The organism is Glycomyces sp. YM15, assembly GCF_016918015.1.
GTDB lineage: Bacteria > Actinomycetota > Actinomycetes > Mycobacteriales > Micromonosporaceae > Glycomyces.
In genome coordinates this window covers 90,392-106,384 of the sequence record NZ_JAERMK010000003.1, presented here as the reverse complement: position 1 = coordinate 106,384, position 15,993 = coordinate 90,392, and the positions used below count along the sequence as shown (strand labels likewise).

Sequence of the window (15,993 nt, the reverse complement as noted above, 5' to 3'; positions counted from 1 at the left end):
CCTGAGTTTTTCGTGCCTTGTATACGGATATCGTCTGCCCGGGCGCAAGGACACGCGCCGTGCGCCCGAAGAACGTGAAGCCGGGAGCTCATCCAGTCACAGCCACGCGCCCTCACCGCCCACCTGCGGCCGGGAAATGCTCGGGCCTATGGGCGACACGGGCCCCGACCCAAGAGACAACCCTGGAAACACAAATGAGCGGTCATCAACTCGATGACCGCTCATGTATGTATTGTCCGTTTCTGTGGAGCTTAGGGGATTCGAACCCCTGACCTTTTCCATGCCATGGAAACGCGCTACCAACTGCGCCAAAGCCCCTTGATTGGCGTTCCAGAGGCCTGAGACCTTGGAACCGGGACTAGTTTACACAGTGTTCGGGGGCCGCCCCAGGGAGGGCCTGGAGACGGCGGTCACGTTGGTGAGCTGGGGGTTTGCGGTGCTGGTCGGGTGGGTCGAGCGGCGAGTTTCAGGGCATGGAAAAGGTCAGGGCCCTCGCGCCGAGCGCGAGGGCCCTGACCTTGTCGTCAGTCCCAGCTGAGGCCGGGGGCGTAACGGCGGGGGCGGAGTTTCGCCACCAGTTGGGCCGCGACGTCGAAGAGGCGGCCGGTGGAGCCGGGCGGCCCCACGAGCTGGACCGTGGCCGGGGCGCCGTCGCCGCGCATGCCGACCGGCACCACCAGGGCCGGGAGGCCGGCGAGGCCGAACGGGGCGGTGAAGGCGGCGGCGCTGGCGAGGTGGGTCACGTTGGCGCGCAGGGTCTCCGTGGACCACTCCTTGGCCGCCGGAGGCGCCGCGGGGAGGCCCGGGGTGATGAGCAGGTCGTAGTCCTCGAGGTCGAACCAGTCCTCGAGGTGGCGGCGGACGCGGTTGCCGTCGCCGAGGACGCCGCCGAACAGGCCGCGCAGGTAGGTCTTCTCGCCCACGGACACGAGCCGCCGGGTGCGCCGCTGCAGCCCGTCGGGGCCGCACTTGAGGCTGCGCAGGTACGCCGCGCAGGTCCAGGCCCCGGAAGAGGCCGGGGTCAGGCGGGCGCCGAAGCGGGGCTTGGCGCGGAACGTGTCGTGCCCGAGGTCGGTGAGGGAGCGCACGGCCTTGAGGAGCCATTTGGTGGCCTCGTCGTCGACGCGGGCCGGGAGTGGCGCGACGTTGGTGGCGGCGATCCGCAGCCGTCCGGGGTCACCTGTGGAGCGCGGGTGCCGGTGCGTGAGCGCCGCGTACGCCAGCGCGGCGTCCTCGACGGTGGTCGCCATGACCCCGGTGTGGGCGCCGAGCCAGTGCTCGGGGTCGGTGTTGATGTCGGCTGGGACGTGCTCGGGGCTGTAGGCGACGATGCCGCACGCGGCGGCCGCAGTGCGCACGCCGCCTGCCGAGCCGGGCCCGTCGAGGCCGATGCCGATGGGCGCGGCTCCGGTGGCGACGGCGAGCGCGGTGCCGCCGCTGGGGCCGCCGATGCCGCGGTCGGGGCGCCAGGGGTTGGCCGGGACGTTCCCGTCGTCGTCGGTGGCGGGCCAGAGCCCGAGCTCGGAGGAGCGTCCGAAGGCGACGATCACGGCGCCCGCGCCTCGGATGCGCTGCACCGCTTGGTGGTCGGTGTCCGCGATCGGCAGGACGGCGGCGTTGGAGCCGAGCCTGGGGGCGTGTCCGGTGACGGCGAGCTGCTCGCACACGGCCACGGGCACGCCCGCGGCGGGCAGGGTGTCGCGGTTGTCGATCTCGTCGACGGCCGCGGCTTCGGCGAGGGATTCGATCTTGCGGACGCTGGTGAGGGCGCCTTCGGCCTCGCGGTGGTCCTCGATGCGGCGGAGGTGGTGGTCGACGACGATCGCGGCGTCGGCGTCACCGCGCCGGACCGCCTTGGCTATCTGCTGCGCGGTGGTTCCCGACCAGCTCACTGCACGTCCTTCTTTCTCACGGGGGATGTCAGGGGTGCGGTCCTGCTATCCCAGGGCCTGGCGCAGGTCGGCCAGGAGGTCGTCGGCGTCCTCGATGCCGACGGACAGGCGCACGAGGTCCGCGGGGACTTCGAGGGCGCTGCCGGCGGCGGAGGCGTGGGTCATGCGGCCGGGGTGCTCGATGAGGGATTCGACGCCGCCGAGCGATTCGCCGAGCGTGAACACCTCCGTTCGGGCGCAGAGGTCGACGGCGGCTTGTTCGCCGTCCTTGTGGCGGAAGGAGATCATGCCGCCGTAGCGCTTCATCTGCTTGCCCGCCACGTCGTGTCCGGGGTGGGTGGCGAGGCCGGGGTAGCGGACCTCGGCGACCTTGGCGTGCCCGGCGAGGAATTCGGCGAGGGCTTCGGCGTTGTCGCAGTGGCGGTCCATGCGCACGCCGAGGGTCTTGATGCCGCGCAGGGTGAGGAAGGCGTCGAAGGGTCCGGCGACGCCGCCCATCGAGTTGTGGTGGAACGCGATGGCGTCGGCGATCGCTGCGTCCTGCACGACGATCGCGCCGCCGACGACGTCGGAGTGGCCGCCGATGTACTTGGTGGTGGAGTGCACGACGAGGTCCGCGCCGAGCGCGAGCGGCTGCTGCAGGTAGGGGCTGGCGAAGGTGTTGTCGACGACGACGAGGGCGCCGCTGCGGTGGGCGAGGTCGGCGAGCCGCTCGATGTCGGCGATGTTGAGGAGCGGGTTGGTGGGGGTCTCGATCCACACCATCTTGGTGCGCGCGTTCATGGCCGCGGCGACGGCGTCGACGTCGGCGATGGGGGCGGCGGTGTATTCGACGCCCCAGCGGGTCGCGACCTTGTCGAAGAGGCGGAACGTGCCGCCGTAGGCGTCGTCGGGGATGACGACGTGGTCGCCGGGGGCGAGGAGGGCCCTCAGGATGGTGTCCTCGGCGGCGAGGCCTGACGCGAACGCGAAGCCGCGGGTGCCGCCTTCGATGGAGGCGAGGCAGGTTTCGAGGGCGGTGCGGGTCGGGTTGCCCGACCGGGAGTACTCGTAGCCGCCGCGGAGGCCGCCCACGCCGTCCTGCTTGTACGTGGAGGTGGCGTAGATGGGCGGGACGACCGCACCGGTGAGCGGGTCGGGCTCCTGCCCGGCGTGGATGGCTCGTGTGGAAAACCCGTGACCCTCATGCATGTCCCTACGCTAACCGACGCGAGTACCACTGCCTATGGATAGGCACGCTATCGTGCAGACAACACTTTCCCACTTCAGTTAAGGGGCGCCTCATGGGCTTCGACGAAGTACACAAGATGGACATCACCGGTGACGGCGTCGACGAGACGGTCGGCGTGCGCCGCAACGAAGACGGCTCGGTCGAGTACCACGTGGACGTCGACGGCGACGGCACCGCGGACATGCTGGCCGTGGACGCGGACGGCGACGGCGTGATCGACCACGTGCTGCTGGACAACGACGGCGACGGCAAGTACGACGCGGCCGTGGTGGACGCGAACGGCGACGGCCAGATGGACGCGGTCGCCGAGCAGTAGGGCCCGCTCTCCTCGGCGGGTGCCCACCCTGCCCGCAATGCCCGTCAGACTTCGCGCCGCGGGCGCCCCCGGCCGGGGGCGCCCGCGGCGTCGTTCAGTCCTCGCCGCGTTCGGCCTTGGAGCGTTCGACGCAGAACTCGTTGCCCTCGGGGTCGAGCAGCGTCACCCAGCCGGTGCCGTCCTCGCGCCGGTGGTCCTCGTGGAGGGTCGCGCCGAGCCCCAGGAGGCGCTCGACCTCCTCGTCCCGGGTGGTCTCGGGGACGAGGTCGAGGTGGAGGCGGTTCTTGACGGTCTTGCCTTCGGGGACGTTGATGAACAGCAGCCCGGGGTGGCCGCCGCCGGGGCCGATGAAGTGCTCCTCGTCGCCGGGCGAGTTCGGGTACTTGGGGTGCTCGGTGTAACCGGTGACCTTCGCCCAGAACTGCGCGAGCGCATAGCCGTCCCGGGTGTCGAACGTGACCTGGTTGATAGATGAAACCATGCGCATACGCTAACGTCCCGCAACGACGGCTGGCGATCGTTATTCGCGCGTGACAGACTTGCCAAATGAGCACGACGCACCCGATCCTGCACCATCCCATCGAAGGCTCCCCTGGTCCGGGCGCCGAGACCGCCTATTTCGGCATGGGCTGCTTCTGGGGCGCCGAACGCCTGTTCTGGCGCGTCCCCGGTGTGTGGACGACCTCCGTCGGTTACATGGGCGGCAACACCGAGACGCCCTCCTACGAGGAGGTCTGCACCGGCCTGACCGGTCACGCCGAGGTCGTGAAGGTCGTCTGGGAGCCCGGCGCGGTCGCCTACGAGCAGCTCCTCAAGGTGTTCTGGGAGAACCACGACCCGACGCAGGGCATGCGGCAGGGCAACGACGTGGGCAGTCAGTACCGCTCGGTCCTGTTCACCACCACCTCCGAGCAGCAGGACGCCGCCGAGGTGAGCAAGGACGTGTTCGAGCCGATCGTGCGCGCGGCCGGGCTCGGCCCGATCACGACCGCGATCCTCCCCGCCGGCCCTTACTGGCTCGCCGAGGGCTACCACCAGCAATATCTGCATCACAACCCGAACGGGTACTGCAACCACGGCCCCACCGGCCTCTCCTGCCCCGTGGGTGTCGTCAAGGCCCAGGTCGAGGTGGAGCCGCCCCGGCCCTGACCCGCCGCGCGAGAAATCCGCCGCGCCGACCCATCCGGGAGCCTTCCGGCTGCGAACCTTGAGCGACCACTCAAGTCGACCGCGGGAGCGTGAGGATGTTCGACACCGGTGCCGGGGCCAGGCGAGAGCCGCACCTGGCCGCCGTCGCGGCTACGGCGGCCGCGAGCCCGGAGGCGCTGCTGCATCGCACCGCCCTCGGCGAGGACGAGGCCTTCGCCTCCCTGTACGACCTGATGGCGCCGCGCGTCTACGGGCTGTGCGTGCGCGTCCTGCGCGACCCGGCCCAGGCCGAGGAGGTCGCCCAGGAAGTCCTGGTCGAGGTGTGGCGCACCGCCACCCGGTTCGACGAGCGCCGCGGGTCGGCGAGCGCCTGGATCACCACGATCGCCCACCGCCGCGCCGTCGACCGGGTCCGGTCAGCGCAGGCCGCCGGCGACCGCGAGCGACGCGCCGCCGCGAGCGGTGCCGAACCCGAGTACGACACCGTCGCCGAGACCGCCGCCAGCCGCCTGGAGCACCGCCAGGTCCGCCGCTGCTTGAAGACCCTCACTGAACTCCAACGGCAGGCGGTCACCCTCGCCTACTACGGCGGGCACACGTACCGGCAGGTCGCGACCCTGCTCGAGACGGCCGTCCCCACCGTCAAGACGCGGATCCGCGACGGCCTCGCGAAACTGCGCGACTGCTTGGAGGTGGCCCGATGAGCACCGACGTCCACACCCTCATCGGCCCCTGGGTCCTCGACGCGGTCGACGACGACGAGCGACGCCTCGTCGACGAGCACCTGGCCGCATGCGTCTCGTGCGCTCAGGAGGCGGCCGAGCTGCGGGAGGCGGTGTGGCGCCTCTCCGACGTGACGCTGGCCGAACCGCCCGCGGCCCTGCGCGAGCGCGTCCTCGCGGAGGTGCGCCGCACTCGCCAGGAGGCCCCTGCCGCGACCGAGCCTGACGCCGCGCCGCGGCCCGCCCGGCGCCGTCCGCGGCTGCGCCTCCCGCGCCTGCACTTCCCGCGCCTGCGGCTCGCCGTCGGCGCCGCCGCGCTCGCCGCCGTCGCGGCCTTCGCGGGGATCTTCGCGGCCTGGACGGTCATGCGGCCGGAGGAGCCGCTGGAGTCCGAGCGCATGATCGCGGTGCTGGAGGCCCCCGATGCCGAGGTGGCCTATCAGGAGGCCGACGGCGGCGGCCGCGTCACCGTCGTGGCCTCCGAATCGCTCGACGACGCCGTCGTGGTCGTCTCCGGCCTGGCCGCCGTCGACGACGACCGCTCGTACCAGGTGTGGCTGGTCGATGAGGGCGGCCAGGAGTCGGCGGGCGTCATGGACGCCGGCGACTCCTCGGCGACGATGCTGATCGAAGGACTGGGCGACACCGACCTCATCGGTGTCACCGAAGAGCCGGCGGGCGGGTCGACGACCCCGACCCTGCCGATGGTCGCCGACGTGGCACTGCCCGCGTAGGCGCCTGGGGAGGAGTGAAGGCCGGGCCGGCGGGCCCGGCCTTCGCCGTGTTTCCTACCCGTTCACGGCATTGATCCGAAAAAGATTGATCCAGGGCCCATCCGCCGGCGGCCCGGCCCCGAATACCCGGCATGAACGGCAGACCGATCGCAGCCCTCGCGGGCCTCGCCTGCGCCGGGTCCGCCCTGGCCGCGGCCCAGCTGACCGCCGCCGCGGTGGCCCCCGGCAGCGCGCCGGTCGCCGCCGTGGGCGCGGTCATGGTCGACGCCGTCCCCGAACCCGTGAAGGCCTTCGCGATCCGGACCTTCGGGGTCCACGACAAGCTGGTGCTGTTCATCGGGATCGGACTCGTGCTCGCGTCCGCCGCGGCCGCCGTCGGCGTGCTCGCACGCCGCCGGATCGCGGTCGGCTACACGGCCCTGGCGCTGCTCGGCGCGACGGGAGCGGCTGCCGCCCTCTCCCGGCCCGCGGCCGCAGCGGCCTGGGCACTGCCCTCCCTGGTCGGCGCGGTCGCCGGCGCGCTCGTGCTGCGGATGCTGTACCGACGGCCGAGCGCCGCACCGCCGCCGGTGCCCGGCAGGGTCGTCGACCGGCGCGGGGTCCTGATCGCGCTCGCGGGAGCGGGCGCGGTGGGAGCGGCCGGATGGCGCCTGGGCGGCACGGGGGAAGTCGAGACCGCCCGCGGTGCCGTCCGGCTGCCGGAACCGATCGACGCCGGCCCGGCCGGGGAAGGCCTCGACGTCGAGGGCCTCACCCCCTACCTGACGCCGAACGCCGAGTTCTACCGCGTCGACACCGCCCTGGTGCTCCCTCAGGTCCTCCCCGACGACTACCGCCTGCGCGTCACCGGACGCGTCGATCGCCCGCTGGAGTTCGCCTATCAGGACCTGCTCGACCGTGACCTGGTGGAACGGGAGATCACGATCTCCTGCGTCTCCAACGAGGTCGGCGGCACCCTGGCCGGCAACGCCCGCTGGCTCGGCGTCCCCCTGGCCGAGCTCCTCGAGGAGGCCGGCGTCCGGCCGGGCGCCGACCAGGTGGTCGGGCGCTCGCACGACGGCTGGACCGCCGGGACCCCCACCAGCGCGTGCACCGACGGACGCGACGCGCTCGTCGCGGTGGGCATGAACGGCGAACCGCTGCCGATCGAGCACGGCTTCCCCGTCCGCATGATCGTCCCCGGCCTGTACGGGTACGTGTCGGCCACCAAGTGGCTGGTCGAGATCGAGCTCGCCTCGTTCGCCGACTTCGACCCGTACTGGGTCCGCCGGGACTGGGCCGCCGAGGCCCCGATCAAGACCTTCTCGCGCATCGACACCCCCAAGCCGCTCAGGACCATCGCCGCCGGGCGCACCGCCGTCGCCGGGGTCGCCTGGGCGCAGCGGCGCGGCATCGACCGCGTCGAGGTCCGCGTCGACGAAGGCCCCTGGGCCGAAGCCGACCTCGCTCCCGTGATCGGCCCCGACACGTGGCGCCAATGGCTGTGGGAGTGGGACGCCGCACCCGGGCGCCACAAATTGGAGGTCCGCGCCACCGACGCCGCGGGCGACACCCAGACCGAGGAGCGGGTCACCCCCTTCCCCGACGGTGCGACCGGCTGGCACTCGGTCGTCGTCACCGCCGCATAGACCACCCGAACGACCGCCGAGGGCGACCGCCCCCGGCATCCGATGAGAGAGGCAAGACCCATGAACACTCGATTCCTGACCCGCGCCGGAGCCCTGGCCGCGGCCGCCGGATTCGCGATCACCATGTCCGCCTGCTCCGACGGAGGCAGTGACGACGCCGCCGAGGACGCCACCTCCTCTGAAACGACCATGGCGGAGGAGGAGACCACCGAGGAGATGGCCTCCGGCGAGTTCGGCGCGGCGTGTTCGGCCGTCCCGGCGGACGGCGAAGGCTCCTTCACCGGCATGGCCGACGACCCGGTCGCCACCGCCGCGAGCAACAACCCGGTGCTGTCCACACTGGTCGCCGCGGTGACCGAGGCGGACCTGGTCGACACGCTCAACTCGGCCGAGGACATCACGGTCTTCGCGCCGGTCAACGACGCGTTCGCCGCGATCCCCGCGGCCGACCTCGAAGCCGTGCTGGCCGACCAGGAGACGCTGACCGGCATCCTCACCTACCACGTCGTCGCGGGCCAGCTCGCGCCCGAGGACCTGGCCGGAGAGCACACCACCCTCCAGGGTGAAAGCCTCACCGTGACCGGTTCCGGCGAGGACTTCACCGTCAACGACCAGGCCGCCGTGGTCTGCGGCAACGTCCAGACCGCCAACGCGACCGTGTACATCATCGACACGGTCCTCATGCCCTGATCGCATACGATTCCTGGGGGTCGTCCGCAATGGACGGCCCCCTTGGAGCGTCCGGAGTCGACATGCCCGCCACCGCACTGCTGCTGTTCACCGGCGACCTGCGCGTCCACGACAACCCGGCGCTGGCCGAAGCCGCCCGCGCCGACCGCGTCGTACCGCTCTACGTGGACGACCCCGCCCGGGCGTCCAACCCGAACCGCCGCCGCCTCCTGCTCGACGCGCTCGCGGACCTGCGGCGGTCCCTCCGCGCACTCGGCGGCGACCTCGCCGTGCGCCGCGGCCCGACCGTCGACCTGGTGATGGCGGTGCGGGCCGAGACCGGCGCCGACGCGGTCGTCTGCGGCGGCGACGTCGGCCGCTTCGAGACCGGGCTGCGCGAACGCCTCGCCGCGGCCTGCGAGCGCGAACGGATCGCCTGCACCGTCACGGCCGGGCCCTCCGTCGTCGAGCCCGGCGGACTCCTGCCCAGCGGCGGCGGCGACCACTACAAGGTCTTCACCCCTTACTGGCGCGCCTGGTCGCAGGCGCGCCGGCGCGGCGAAGCCCCCGAGCCCGAACGGCTGCGCGTCCCCGAGGACTTCCCGAAGAGCGACGACCTGCCCGCACCTGAGGGGACCGCACCGAACCTGCCCGTCGGCGGCGAACGCGCGGCCCTCACCCGGCTCGACGCGTGGGCTCCCGGCGCGGGCGACTACGGCGACCGGCGCGATGAGCTCGCCGCGGACCGCACCTCGCGGCTCAGCCCGCACCTGGCCCTCGGCTGCCTCTCCGCCCGCGCCCTCGCGACCGACCCGCGCGTGCCCGAGGCATTCGTCAGGCAGCTGTGCTGGCGCGACTTCCACCGCCAGGTCCTCCACGCGTTCCCGGCGCTCACCGACACGCCCTACCGCCGCGGCGCCCGCGACGAGTGGCGGGTCGACCTCACCGCCCTCGCCGCCTGGCAGAGCGCGAGCACCGGGATCGGCATCGTCGACGCCGGCATGCGCCAGCTCCTCGACGAGGGCTGGATGCCGAACCGCGCACGGCTCATCTGCGCCGGGTACCTCGTCAGGACCCTCGGCCTCGACTGGCGCGACGGCGCGGACTGGTTCGCCCGCCACCTGGTCGACCTCGACGAGGCGAACAACTGGGGCAACTGGCAGTGGACGGCCGGGACCGGCAACGACACCCGGCCGAACCGCGGTTTCAACCACGCCAGGCAGGCCGAACGCTTCGACCCCGACGGGTCCTACCGGCGGCGCTGGGGGTCGTCGTGACCCCACTCGGCGCCGACCTCGCGCATCGCCTCCGTGCTCACTTCGAGGAAGCGCGCGACGACCTCCCGCTCGGTGGCGTCGAAGCCCGTCCATGCCGCCGCGAAGGCCGCCGCGAGCGGCACGAACATCCGCCGCCCCTCCTCCAGGGCCGCTTCGGGCACTTCCAGGGCGACGCGGCGGCGGTCCCCGGCCGGCCGGGCCCGCCGGACGTGCCCGAGGGCCTCGAGCCGGTCGATGAGCGCGGTCGTCGCCGAAGGGCTCAGCCCGAGTTCCCGGGCGAGGGCGGTGGGGGACATGTGGTCGCCGCGGCGGGCGGCCGCGAGGATGAGCGCGAGCGCGTTCACGTCGGTGCGGTGCAGGCCGTGGTGCGCGCCGAACCGCTCGGCGTACCGGTCGGACTCGACGGTGAGCGTCTGGAGCAGACGGGTGAGGTCGAGGTCGGTGAGCGCCTGCTCGTCGCCGGAGTCGCGGGTCATGCGACCCATCATCCCCCATGATCCCGGCCACGCCTCCGCGAAATGCTTCGATCATCGAACTATCCTGACGTGGAACCACACCGAGACGCGAGGAGACCCGCTCATGGCGCCCGACCGACCCGTACCCCGGCTGCGCTGGCTCGTACCCGCACTGCTGGCCCTGGCCTGGCTCGCCCTCGGCGCCTTCGCCGGGCCGTTCGCCGGGAAGCTCAGCGAGGTCGCCTCCAACGACGGCTCCGCGTTCCTGCCGTCCACCGCCGAGTCGACCGAGGTCAACGACCTGCGGGCCGCGTTCGACCAGACCGACGCGACCCCCGCGGTCGTCGTCGCCGAACGCCTCGGCGGCCTCACCGACGCCGACCTCGCCTACCTCGAGACGGCGAGCGCCGCCTTGGCGGACCTCGAGTTCAACGCCGGGCCGCCGATCCCGCCGCAGCTCTCGGCCGAGACCCCGCCCGAGGCCGCGCAGCTCGTCGTCCTCATCGACGCCGAGGACGACGCGGCGGCGGTCGAGGAGATCCGCGCCGTGCTCGAAGCCGAGCGCCCCGACGGCCTCGACGTGCTCGTCACCGGCCAGGCCGCGCTCGGCGCCGACCTCGGCGAGGCCTTCGCCGGCGTCGACGGCCTGCTCCTGCTCGTGGCCGCCGCCGTCGTCGCGGTCATCCTCGTCCTCGTCTACCGCTCCCCGCTGCTGCCGATCCTGGTGCTGCTCTCGTGCGGGTTCGCGCTCGCCGCTGCCAGCGCCGTCGTCTACGCCCTCGCCGACGCGGGCGCGATCGACCTCAACGGGCAGAGCCAGGGGATCCTGTTCATCCTCGTGTTCGGCGCGGCCACCGACTACGCGCTGCTGCTGGTGGCCCGGTTCCGGGAGGAGCTCGACGCCGGCGCCGACCGCTTCACCGCGGTCCGCCGGGCCCTGCGTGCCACGATCGAGCCGATCGCCGCCTCGGCGGGCACCGTGATCCTCGGCGTGCTGTGCCTGCTGTTCAGCCAGTTGGACTCCAACCGGGGCCTGGGACCGGTGGCGGCGATCGGGATCGCCGCGGCGTTCCTGGCCGCGGTGACGTTCCTCCCGGCGGTGCTGGCGCTGTTCGGACGGGCCGCGTTCTGGCCGCGCCGCGTCGCCAAGGGCAGGGCGCGCCGCTCCCGGCTGTGGTCCTCGGTCGCCGGGCTCGTCGCCCGCCGGCCTCGCGCGGTCTGGCTGACGACGGCCGTCGGCCTGCTCGTCGCCGCGGCCTTCATGGTGCAGCTCAAGGCGGACGGCACGGCGCAGACCGACGTGTTCCTCACCGATGTCGACTCCGTCGCCGGCCAGGAGGTCCTCGCCCAGCACTTCCCCGCCGGCTCGGGAGCGCCCGCGCTGATCATCGCCGACGCCGACGCGCTCGACGCGGTGCTCGCCGCGGCCGAAGTGGACGGTGTCGCCGAGGTCGCCCCGAAGACCGACCCGTCCGGGCAGGTCGTCGAAGCCGAAGGGCTCGTGGCGATCGACGCGGTGCTGCAGGACGCGCCCGACAGCGACGCGGCCATGAGCACTGTGGAGCGCCTGCGCGACGCGGTGCACGCCGTGGACGGCGCCGACGCGAAAGTCGGCGGCCCCACCGCGATCCAGCTCGACACGCTCGAGACCTCCGCAAGGGACCGGACCGTGATCATCCCGATCGTGCTCGCGGTCATCCTGGCGGTCCTCATGCTGCTCCTGCGCGCCGTGCTCGCGCCGCTGCTGCTCACCGCCACGGTCGTGCTGTCCTTCGGCGCCACCATGGGCGTCTCGGCACTGGTCTTCAACCACCTCTTCGGGTTCCCCGGCGCCGACCCCACTGTGGTCCTGTTCGGCTTCGTGTTCCTGGTGGCCCTGGGCATCGACTACAACATCTTCCTGATGACGCGGGTCCGCGAGGAGTCGACGCGGATCGGCACGCGCGCCGGGACCCTGCGCGGCCTGGTCGCCACCGGCGGCGTCATCACCTCGGCAGGGGTGGTGCTGGCGGCGACGTTCTCGGCGCTCGCGGTCCTGCCGATCCTGTTCCTGGCGCAGATCGCGTTCGTCGTCGCCTTCGGCGTGCTCCTCGACACGGTCATCGTCCGCTCGCTCCTGGTCCCGGCGCTCGCCTTCGACCTCGGCCGGACCGTCTGGTGGCCCTCGCGGCTGTCCCGGGTAAGGGCCCTCAGCCGAAAGTAAGGGACCTGAGGCGCGACGGGCCCCGAACTAAGGCCCGTAAGGGCCGAGACTGCGTGGAAGCCTGATGCCCACCCGTGGGCCTCAGTCCGAGTATTGGTGTCAGGCCGGAAAAACCCGGCCACGACACCAAAGGAATCGCAATGAACGACTTCGAACTCAACTACCTCCACTACGCCCGCTCCGAGGAGCTCATCAAGCAGGCCGAGCACGAACGCCAGGCCCGCGAGATGGTCAAAGCGGCCAAGGCCACCCGCCGCGGCGGCGCGAACGTCCGCCACGCGGGCCTCGCCTCCCGCGTCGCCAAGGCCTTCGGCCGCGGCGAGGAGACCGGGAAGCCCGCCGGCGGACACGGGGCCGCCCGTGTCCGGCCGGCGAAATGACAGGCGCGGAACGTCGTAGGCCCGTGTCATGATTGCTGACATGCCGCGCCTGGGTTCCGATCTCCCCCTGTTCGCCCGCGACGCCGAGCTCGCCACACTCCGAAAGACGCTCGACGCCGCCCGCGGCGGGCGCCCCGCGACAGTGCTCGTCTCCGGCGACGCGGGGGTCGGCAAGAGCCGCCTCCTCCACGAATTCAACGACAGCGCCGGTGACGGTGTCCTCACCGTCACCGGCCACTGCCTCGACACCGCCGACTCCGCCCTCCCCTACCTCCCCTTCGCCGAGATCGTCGGCGCCCTCGCCCGCGACAACCCCGAACTCGCCGCGAACCACCCCGGCCTCAGCCCCCTCCTCCCCGGCCACCCCACCCCCGCCGAAGGCGACCTCGGCCGCCTCGGCCTCTTCGAGGCCTTCCACGCCGCCCTCGCCGACCTCTCCGCCGCGCAGCCGCTCGTCCTCACCCTCGAAGACCTCCACTGGGCCGACCGCTCCAGCCGCGACCTCCTCGCCTTCCTCACCTCCCGCCTCACCGGCCAGCGCGTCCTCATCCTCGGCACCTACCGCGCCGACGCCGTGCACCGCGCCCACCCGCTCCGCCCCCTCCTCGCCGAGCTCGTGCGCCTCCCCGCCGTGCAGCGCCTCCACCTCGACCCCTTCGACTCGCAGCACGCCGCCGACTTCGTGCGCGAACTCAACACCGGGCTCGACGCGGAGACCGTCGCCAAGATCGCCGCCGCCTCCGAGGGCAACGCGTTCCTCGCCGAAGAGCTCGCCGCCGCCGAGACCCACACGGTCACCTTCGAGCTCGCCGAAGTCCTCCTCGCCCGGCTCGAACGCCTCCCCGACTCGGCCAAGCAGGTCGTGCAGCTCGCCTCCGTCATGGGCCGCCGCTTCACCTACCAGCGCCTCAACGCCGCCGCCTGGTCGATGCTCGACGAGAACGGCCTGCGCCACGAACGCGAACTCGACCAAGCCCTGCGCGCCGCGATCTCGCACGGCATCATCGTCCAGAAGAGCGCGGACACGTACGCGTTCCGCCACGCCCTCCTCGGTGAGGCCGTCTACACCGATCTCCTTCCGGGCGAACGCATCCGCTACCACCAGAAGATCGCCGAATCCCTCGCCGACGACAACGGCAAGGGCGCCGAGGCCGAGCTCGCGCACCACGCACACGAATCCGGCGACCTCCCCTGCGCCCTCGCCGCGTCCGTGCGCGCCGCCGACGAAGCCGTCGAACTCGCCGCCCCCGCCGAGGCCCTGCTCCACCTCGAGCGGGCCCTCACCCTGTTCGGGAAGGTCCCCGCCGAGAAACGCCCCGAGGGCCTCACCGAACTGCGGCTCACCGTCCGGGCCGCCTCCAACGCCGAGGCCTCCGGCGAGATCAAACGCGCCCAGTCGTACTCGGCCGCCGCGGTGCGCCTCGCCGACGCCTCCGGCGACCGGCTCCAAGGCGCCTACACGCGCCGCAAGTACGCCAAGCACCTCCTCTCCATCGAAGGCGGCGAACAGGAGGCCCACCGGGTCGCCTGGGAGGCATGGCAGCTGGTCAAGGACGACGAGCCGCACACCATCAAGGCCTGGGCCCAGGCCGTGGTCGCCCGCACCGTCTACCACAGCCGCAAGTACGACGAGGCCGCCGAATGGTGCGCCCGCGCCATCGCCACCGCCGACGCGGTCGCCGCGGCGCTCGCCGCCGAGGATCAGGCCGGACACCCGTCCACCGAGGCCGGAGCGATGCGCGACGGGCACCTCGCCGCCAAGGCCGACGCGCTCCTCACCCGCAGCATCGGCGCGTTCCGGCGCGGCGGGCAGACCCTCGAAGCGACCGTCGCCCGCAACGACGAGGCCCGCGCGCTCGTGCGCGGCAAGGGCTGGCACGAGGTCGAACTCCGCGCGCACTTCAACAACGGCCTCGTCATGGTCGAGGCCGCCCGCATCGGCGAAGCCCTCACCCACTTCAACCGCGGTATGGACCTGGCCCGCAGCACCGGCGACAAGTGGAGCGGCTACGGCCTCGAGACCGCGGTGCGCCAGGTCATCTCCAACTACATGATCGGCCGTTGGGACGAGGTCGACGCGAACGGCGAGATGGCCTCCAGCGTCCTGCCCGGCGTCGTGCTCACCCGCCTCGCCGCCGCCGTGCTCCTCGTCGACGTGGCGCGCGGCCGCTTCGACGCCGCCGACCGGCGCCTCGACTACCTCGCCGACCGCTGGCAGCTCGACGGGCAGGTGCTCGCGCTGGCGTCGCTGTGCGGCGTCGAACTCGACCGCTGGCGCGGCCGTCCCGAGGACGCGCTGCGCCGCGCGGAGCGCGCCACCGAGCGGATGACCCGCATGCGCGGCTACTACCTCGCAGGGGTGTCGGTGTGCGCCGCCGGCGTCGGGGCCGCCGCCGATCTCGCCCACCGGCTGCGTCGCGAGGGCGACGCGGCGGGAGCGAAGGGCGCCGTCTCGGCGGGGGAGCGCCTGGCCGAGCGGGCCCGGTTCTTCAACGAGCACGGCCGTCCGCTGTCGGGCACGCTCGGCCCGGAGGGCCTGGCATGGGTCGCCCAGCTCGATGCCGAGGAATCCCGCCTCTACAGCGACGGCGACCCGGACCTGTGGCGCGCGGTGGCCGCGGCCTTCGACTACCGCAACGCCGAGACCGGATCGGTCCAGGCGCCGCCGAAGCGCGCGGCGGGCGCGGTCGAATTCGATGTGCACCTCGACGAGCAGGCGCGGCTGGAACTGGCGCTGCGCGACCCGGTCGCCTCTGAGGCCTTGGCGCTGTTCGAGGCCGGGGTCGACGGTGCCGCGCACGAGGACCCGACCTGGGCCGAGCCGTACCGGCAGGCCCTCGCGCTCTGGCGGCTCGCGGAGGCGCTGCTGGCGGCGCCGGGGGCCGAGGCGCGCACGGAAGCGGTCGCGGTGCTCGCCGAGGCGAAGGCGACCGCGTTGCGTCTGGGCGCGGTCCCGCTGGTGCAGGAGTTGTGCGCGCTCGCGGAGCGGGCGGGTCTTGACGCGGCGGTGCCGACGACGACGCCGCTGACTCCGCGGGAGCTGGCGGTACTGCGGCAGGTCGCGCGCGGGTTGACGAACAAGCAGATCGGCGCGGAGCTGTACATCTCGGAGAAGACGGTGAGCGTGCACCTCTCGCGGGCGATGGCGAAACTCGAGGTCGCGGGCCGCGCCGCGGCGGTGAACGCGGCGCACCTGCGCGGCTATCTCACCGATGGCTGACCGCGCTGGTCGCCCCGGCTCCGCTACTGGAGGTTGACGCCGGCCCGAGGCGTCATCCCCGGGTGGTACGCGGATTGCCTTCCCCGGCCCGATGTAACCGTCGGGCCGCCGCACGAC

The 15,993-nt window shown here is 72.8% G+C and carries 14 protein-coding genes and 1 tRNA gene; 10 read left to right on the top strand and 5 right to left on the bottom strand.

Annotated elements, in window-relative coordinates; all coding sequences use genetic code 11:
* Nucleotides 1–245: 245 nt before the first annotated feature.
* From JHY01_RS04840 to JHY01_RS04830, 3 genes are all read right to left on the bottom strand, one after another.
* A tRNA-Ala gene (locus JHY01_RS04840) sits at nt 246–318 on the bottom strand.
* A gap of 206 nt (nt 319–524) precedes the next feature.
* Nucleotides 525–1,892, bottom strand: a complete 1,368-nt coding sequence (locus JHY01_RS04835) for an amidase (protein WP_205324476.1) — start codon at nt 1,890–1,892, stop codon at nt 525–527.
* A 45-nt stretch (nt 1,893–1,937) separates the two neighbouring features.
* Complete coding sequence (locus JHY01_RS04830) at nt 1,938–3,083, bottom strand: cystathionine gamma-synthase (RefSeq protein ID WP_205324475.1); 1,146 nt, start codon at nt 3,081–3,083, stop codon at nt 1,938–1,940.
* Between the two features lie 92 nt (nt 3,084–3,175).
* Between JHY01_RS04830 and JHY01_RS04825 the strand changes: the two genes are divergently transcribed.
* Nucleotides 3,176–3,439: a hypothetical protein gene (locus JHY01_RS04825; protein ID WP_205324474.1), complete on the top strand. Its 264-nt coding sequence runs from the start codon at nt 3,176–3,178 to the stop codon at nt 3,437–3,439.
* 94 nt (nt 3,440–3,533) lie between these two features.
* Here JHY01_RS04825 and JHY01_RS04820 read toward each other — a convergent pair whose 3' ends face one another.
* Nucleotides 3,534–3,920, bottom strand: a complete 387-nt coding sequence (locus tag JHY01_RS04820; protein ID WP_205324473.1) for a VOC family protein — start codon at nt 3,918–3,920, stop codon at nt 3,534–3,536.
* 65 nt (nt 3,921–3,985) lie between these two features.
* Here JHY01_RS04820 and msrA point away from each other — a divergent pair, with 65 nt between their 5' ends.
* The 6 genes from msrA (at nt 3,986) to JHY01_RS04790 (ending at nt 9,618) form a co-directional block, all read left to right on the top strand.
* Entirely contained in the window at nt 3,986–4,588 is a 603-nt protein-coding gene (msrA, locus tag JHY01_RS04815) for a peptide-methionine (S)-S-oxide reductase MsrA (RefSeq protein ID WP_205324472.1), read from the top strand.
* 95 nt (nt 4,589–4,683) lie between these two features.
* Complete coding sequence (gene sigK / locus JHY01_RS04810; RefSeq protein WP_205324471.1) at nt 4,684–5,292, top strand: ECF RNA polymerase sigma factor SigK; 609 nt, start codon at nt 4,684–4,686, stop codon at nt 5,290–5,292.
* Nucleotides 5,289–6,044, top strand: a complete 756-nt coding sequence (locus JHY01_RS04805) for an anti-sigma factor domain-containing protein (protein ID WP_205324650.1) — start codon at nt 5,289–5,291, stop codon at nt 6,042–6,044. Before sigK ends, JHY01_RS04805 begins: the two co-directional genes overlap by 4 nt.
* A gap of 131 nt (nt 6,045–6,175) precedes the next feature.
* Entirely contained in the window at nt 6,176–7,672 is a 1,497-nt protein-coding gene (locus tag JHY01_RS04800; RefSeq protein ID WP_205324470.1) for a molybdopterin-dependent oxidoreductase, read from the top strand.
* 60 nt (nt 7,673–7,732) lie between these two features.
* Nucleotides 7,733–8,362, top strand: coding sequence for a fasciclin domain-containing protein (locus JHY01_RS04795; protein ID WP_205324469.1), 630 nt, complete (start codon nt 7,733–7,735; stop codon nt 8,360–8,362).
* Nucleotides 8,363–8,424: 62 nt separating this feature from the next.
* Nucleotides 8,425–9,618 carry a deoxyribodipyrimidine photo-lyase gene (locus tag JHY01_RS04790; RefSeq protein ID WP_205324468.1) on the top strand — a complete coding sequence of 398 codons (1,194 nt, stop codon included), beginning with the start codon at nt 8,425–8,427 and terminating at the stop codon, nt 9,616–9,618.
* On the opposite strand, the gene JHY01_RS04785 is transcribed toward JHY01_RS04790, so the two are convergent.
* Nucleotides 9,591–10,094 carry a MarR family winged helix-turn-helix transcriptional regulator gene (locus JHY01_RS04785; protein WP_205324467.1) on the bottom strand — a complete coding sequence of 168 codons (504 nt, stop codon included), beginning with the start codon at nt 10,092–10,094 and terminating at the stop codon, nt 9,591–9,593. The genes JHY01_RS04790 and JHY01_RS04785 overlap by 28 nt on opposite strands.
* Before the next feature lie 103 nt (nt 10,095–10,197).
* Between JHY01_RS04785 and JHY01_RS04780 the strand changes: the two genes are divergently transcribed.
* The 3 genes from JHY01_RS04780 (at nt 10,198) to JHY01_RS04770 (ending at nt 15,876) form a co-directional block, all read left to right on the top strand.
* Nucleotides 10,198–12,276 (top strand): MMPL family transporter, encoded by a 2,079-nt coding sequence (locus JHY01_RS04780; RefSeq protein WP_205324466.1) that lies wholly within the window; start codon nt 10,198–10,200, stop codon nt 12,274–12,276.
* Nucleotides 12,277–12,416: 140 nt separating this feature from the next.
* Nucleotides 12,417–12,656, top strand: coding sequence for a hypothetical protein (locus JHY01_RS04775; RefSeq protein WP_205324465.1), 240 nt, complete (start codon nt 12,417–12,419; stop codon nt 12,654–12,656).
* A gap of 28 nt (nt 12,657–12,684) precedes the next feature.
* Nucleotides 12,685–15,876, top strand: a complete 3,192-nt coding sequence (locus JHY01_RS04770; protein ID WP_205324464.1) for an AAA family ATPase — start codon at nt 12,685–12,687, stop codon at nt 15,874–15,876.
* The last annotated feature ends 117 nt before the right edge of the window (nt 15,877–15,993 follow it).

What these genes read in the sequence shown, in the direction of transcription:
- JHY01_RS04830 (WP_205324475.1), bottom strand. Translation starts at nt 3,083, where the DNA reads ATGCATGAGGGTCACGGGTTTTCCACACGAGCCATCCACGCCGGGCAG.
- JHY01_RS04825 (WP_205324474.1), top strand. Translation starts at nt 3,176, where the DNA reads ATGGGCTTCGACGAAGTACACAAGATGGACATCACCGGTGACGGCGTC.
- JHY01_RS04820 (WP_205324473.1), bottom strand. Translation starts at nt 3,920, where the DNA reads ATGGTTTCATCTATCAACCAGGTCACGTTCGACACCCGGGACGGCTAT.
- msrA (WP_205324472.1), top strand. Translation starts at nt 3,986, where the DNA reads ATGAGCACGACGCACCCGATCCTGCACCATCCCATCGAAGGCTCCCCT.
- sigK (WP_205324471.1), top strand. Translation starts at nt 4,684, where the DNA reads ATGTTCGACACCGGTGCCGGGGCCAGGCGAGAGCCGCACCTGGCCGCC.
- JHY01_RS04805 (WP_205324650.1), top strand. Translation starts at nt 5,289, where the DNA reads ATGAGCACCGACGTCCACACCCTCATCGGCCCCTGGGTCCTCGACGCG.
- JHY01_RS04800 (WP_205324470.1), top strand. Translation starts at nt 6,176, where the DNA reads ATGAACGGCAGACCGATCGCAGCCCTCGCGGGCCTCGCCTGCGCCGGG.
- JHY01_RS04795 (WP_205324469.1), top strand. Translation starts at nt 7,733, where the DNA reads ATGAACACTCGATTCCTGACCCGCGCCGGAGCCCTGGCCGCGGCCGCC.
- JHY01_RS04790 (WP_205324468.1), top strand. Translation starts at nt 8,425, where the DNA reads ATGCCCGCCACCGCACTGCTGCTGTTCACCGGCGACCTGCGCGTCCAC.
- JHY01_RS04785 (WP_205324467.1), bottom strand. Translation starts at nt 10,094, where the DNA reads ATGACCCGCGACTCCGGCGACGAGCAGGCGCTCACCGACCTCGACCTC.
- JHY01_RS04780 (WP_205324466.1), top strand. Translation starts at nt 10,198, where the DNA reads ATGGCGCCCGACCGACCCGTACCCCGGCTGCGCTGGCTCGTACCCGCA.
- JHY01_RS04775 (WP_205324465.1), top strand. Translation starts at nt 12,417, where the DNA reads ATGAACGACTTCGAACTCAACTACCTCCACTACGCCCGCTCCGAGGAG.
- JHY01_RS04770 (WP_205324464.1), top strand. Translation starts at nt 12,685, where the DNA reads ATGATTGCTGACATGCCGCGCCTGGGTTCCGATCTCCCCCTGTTCGCC.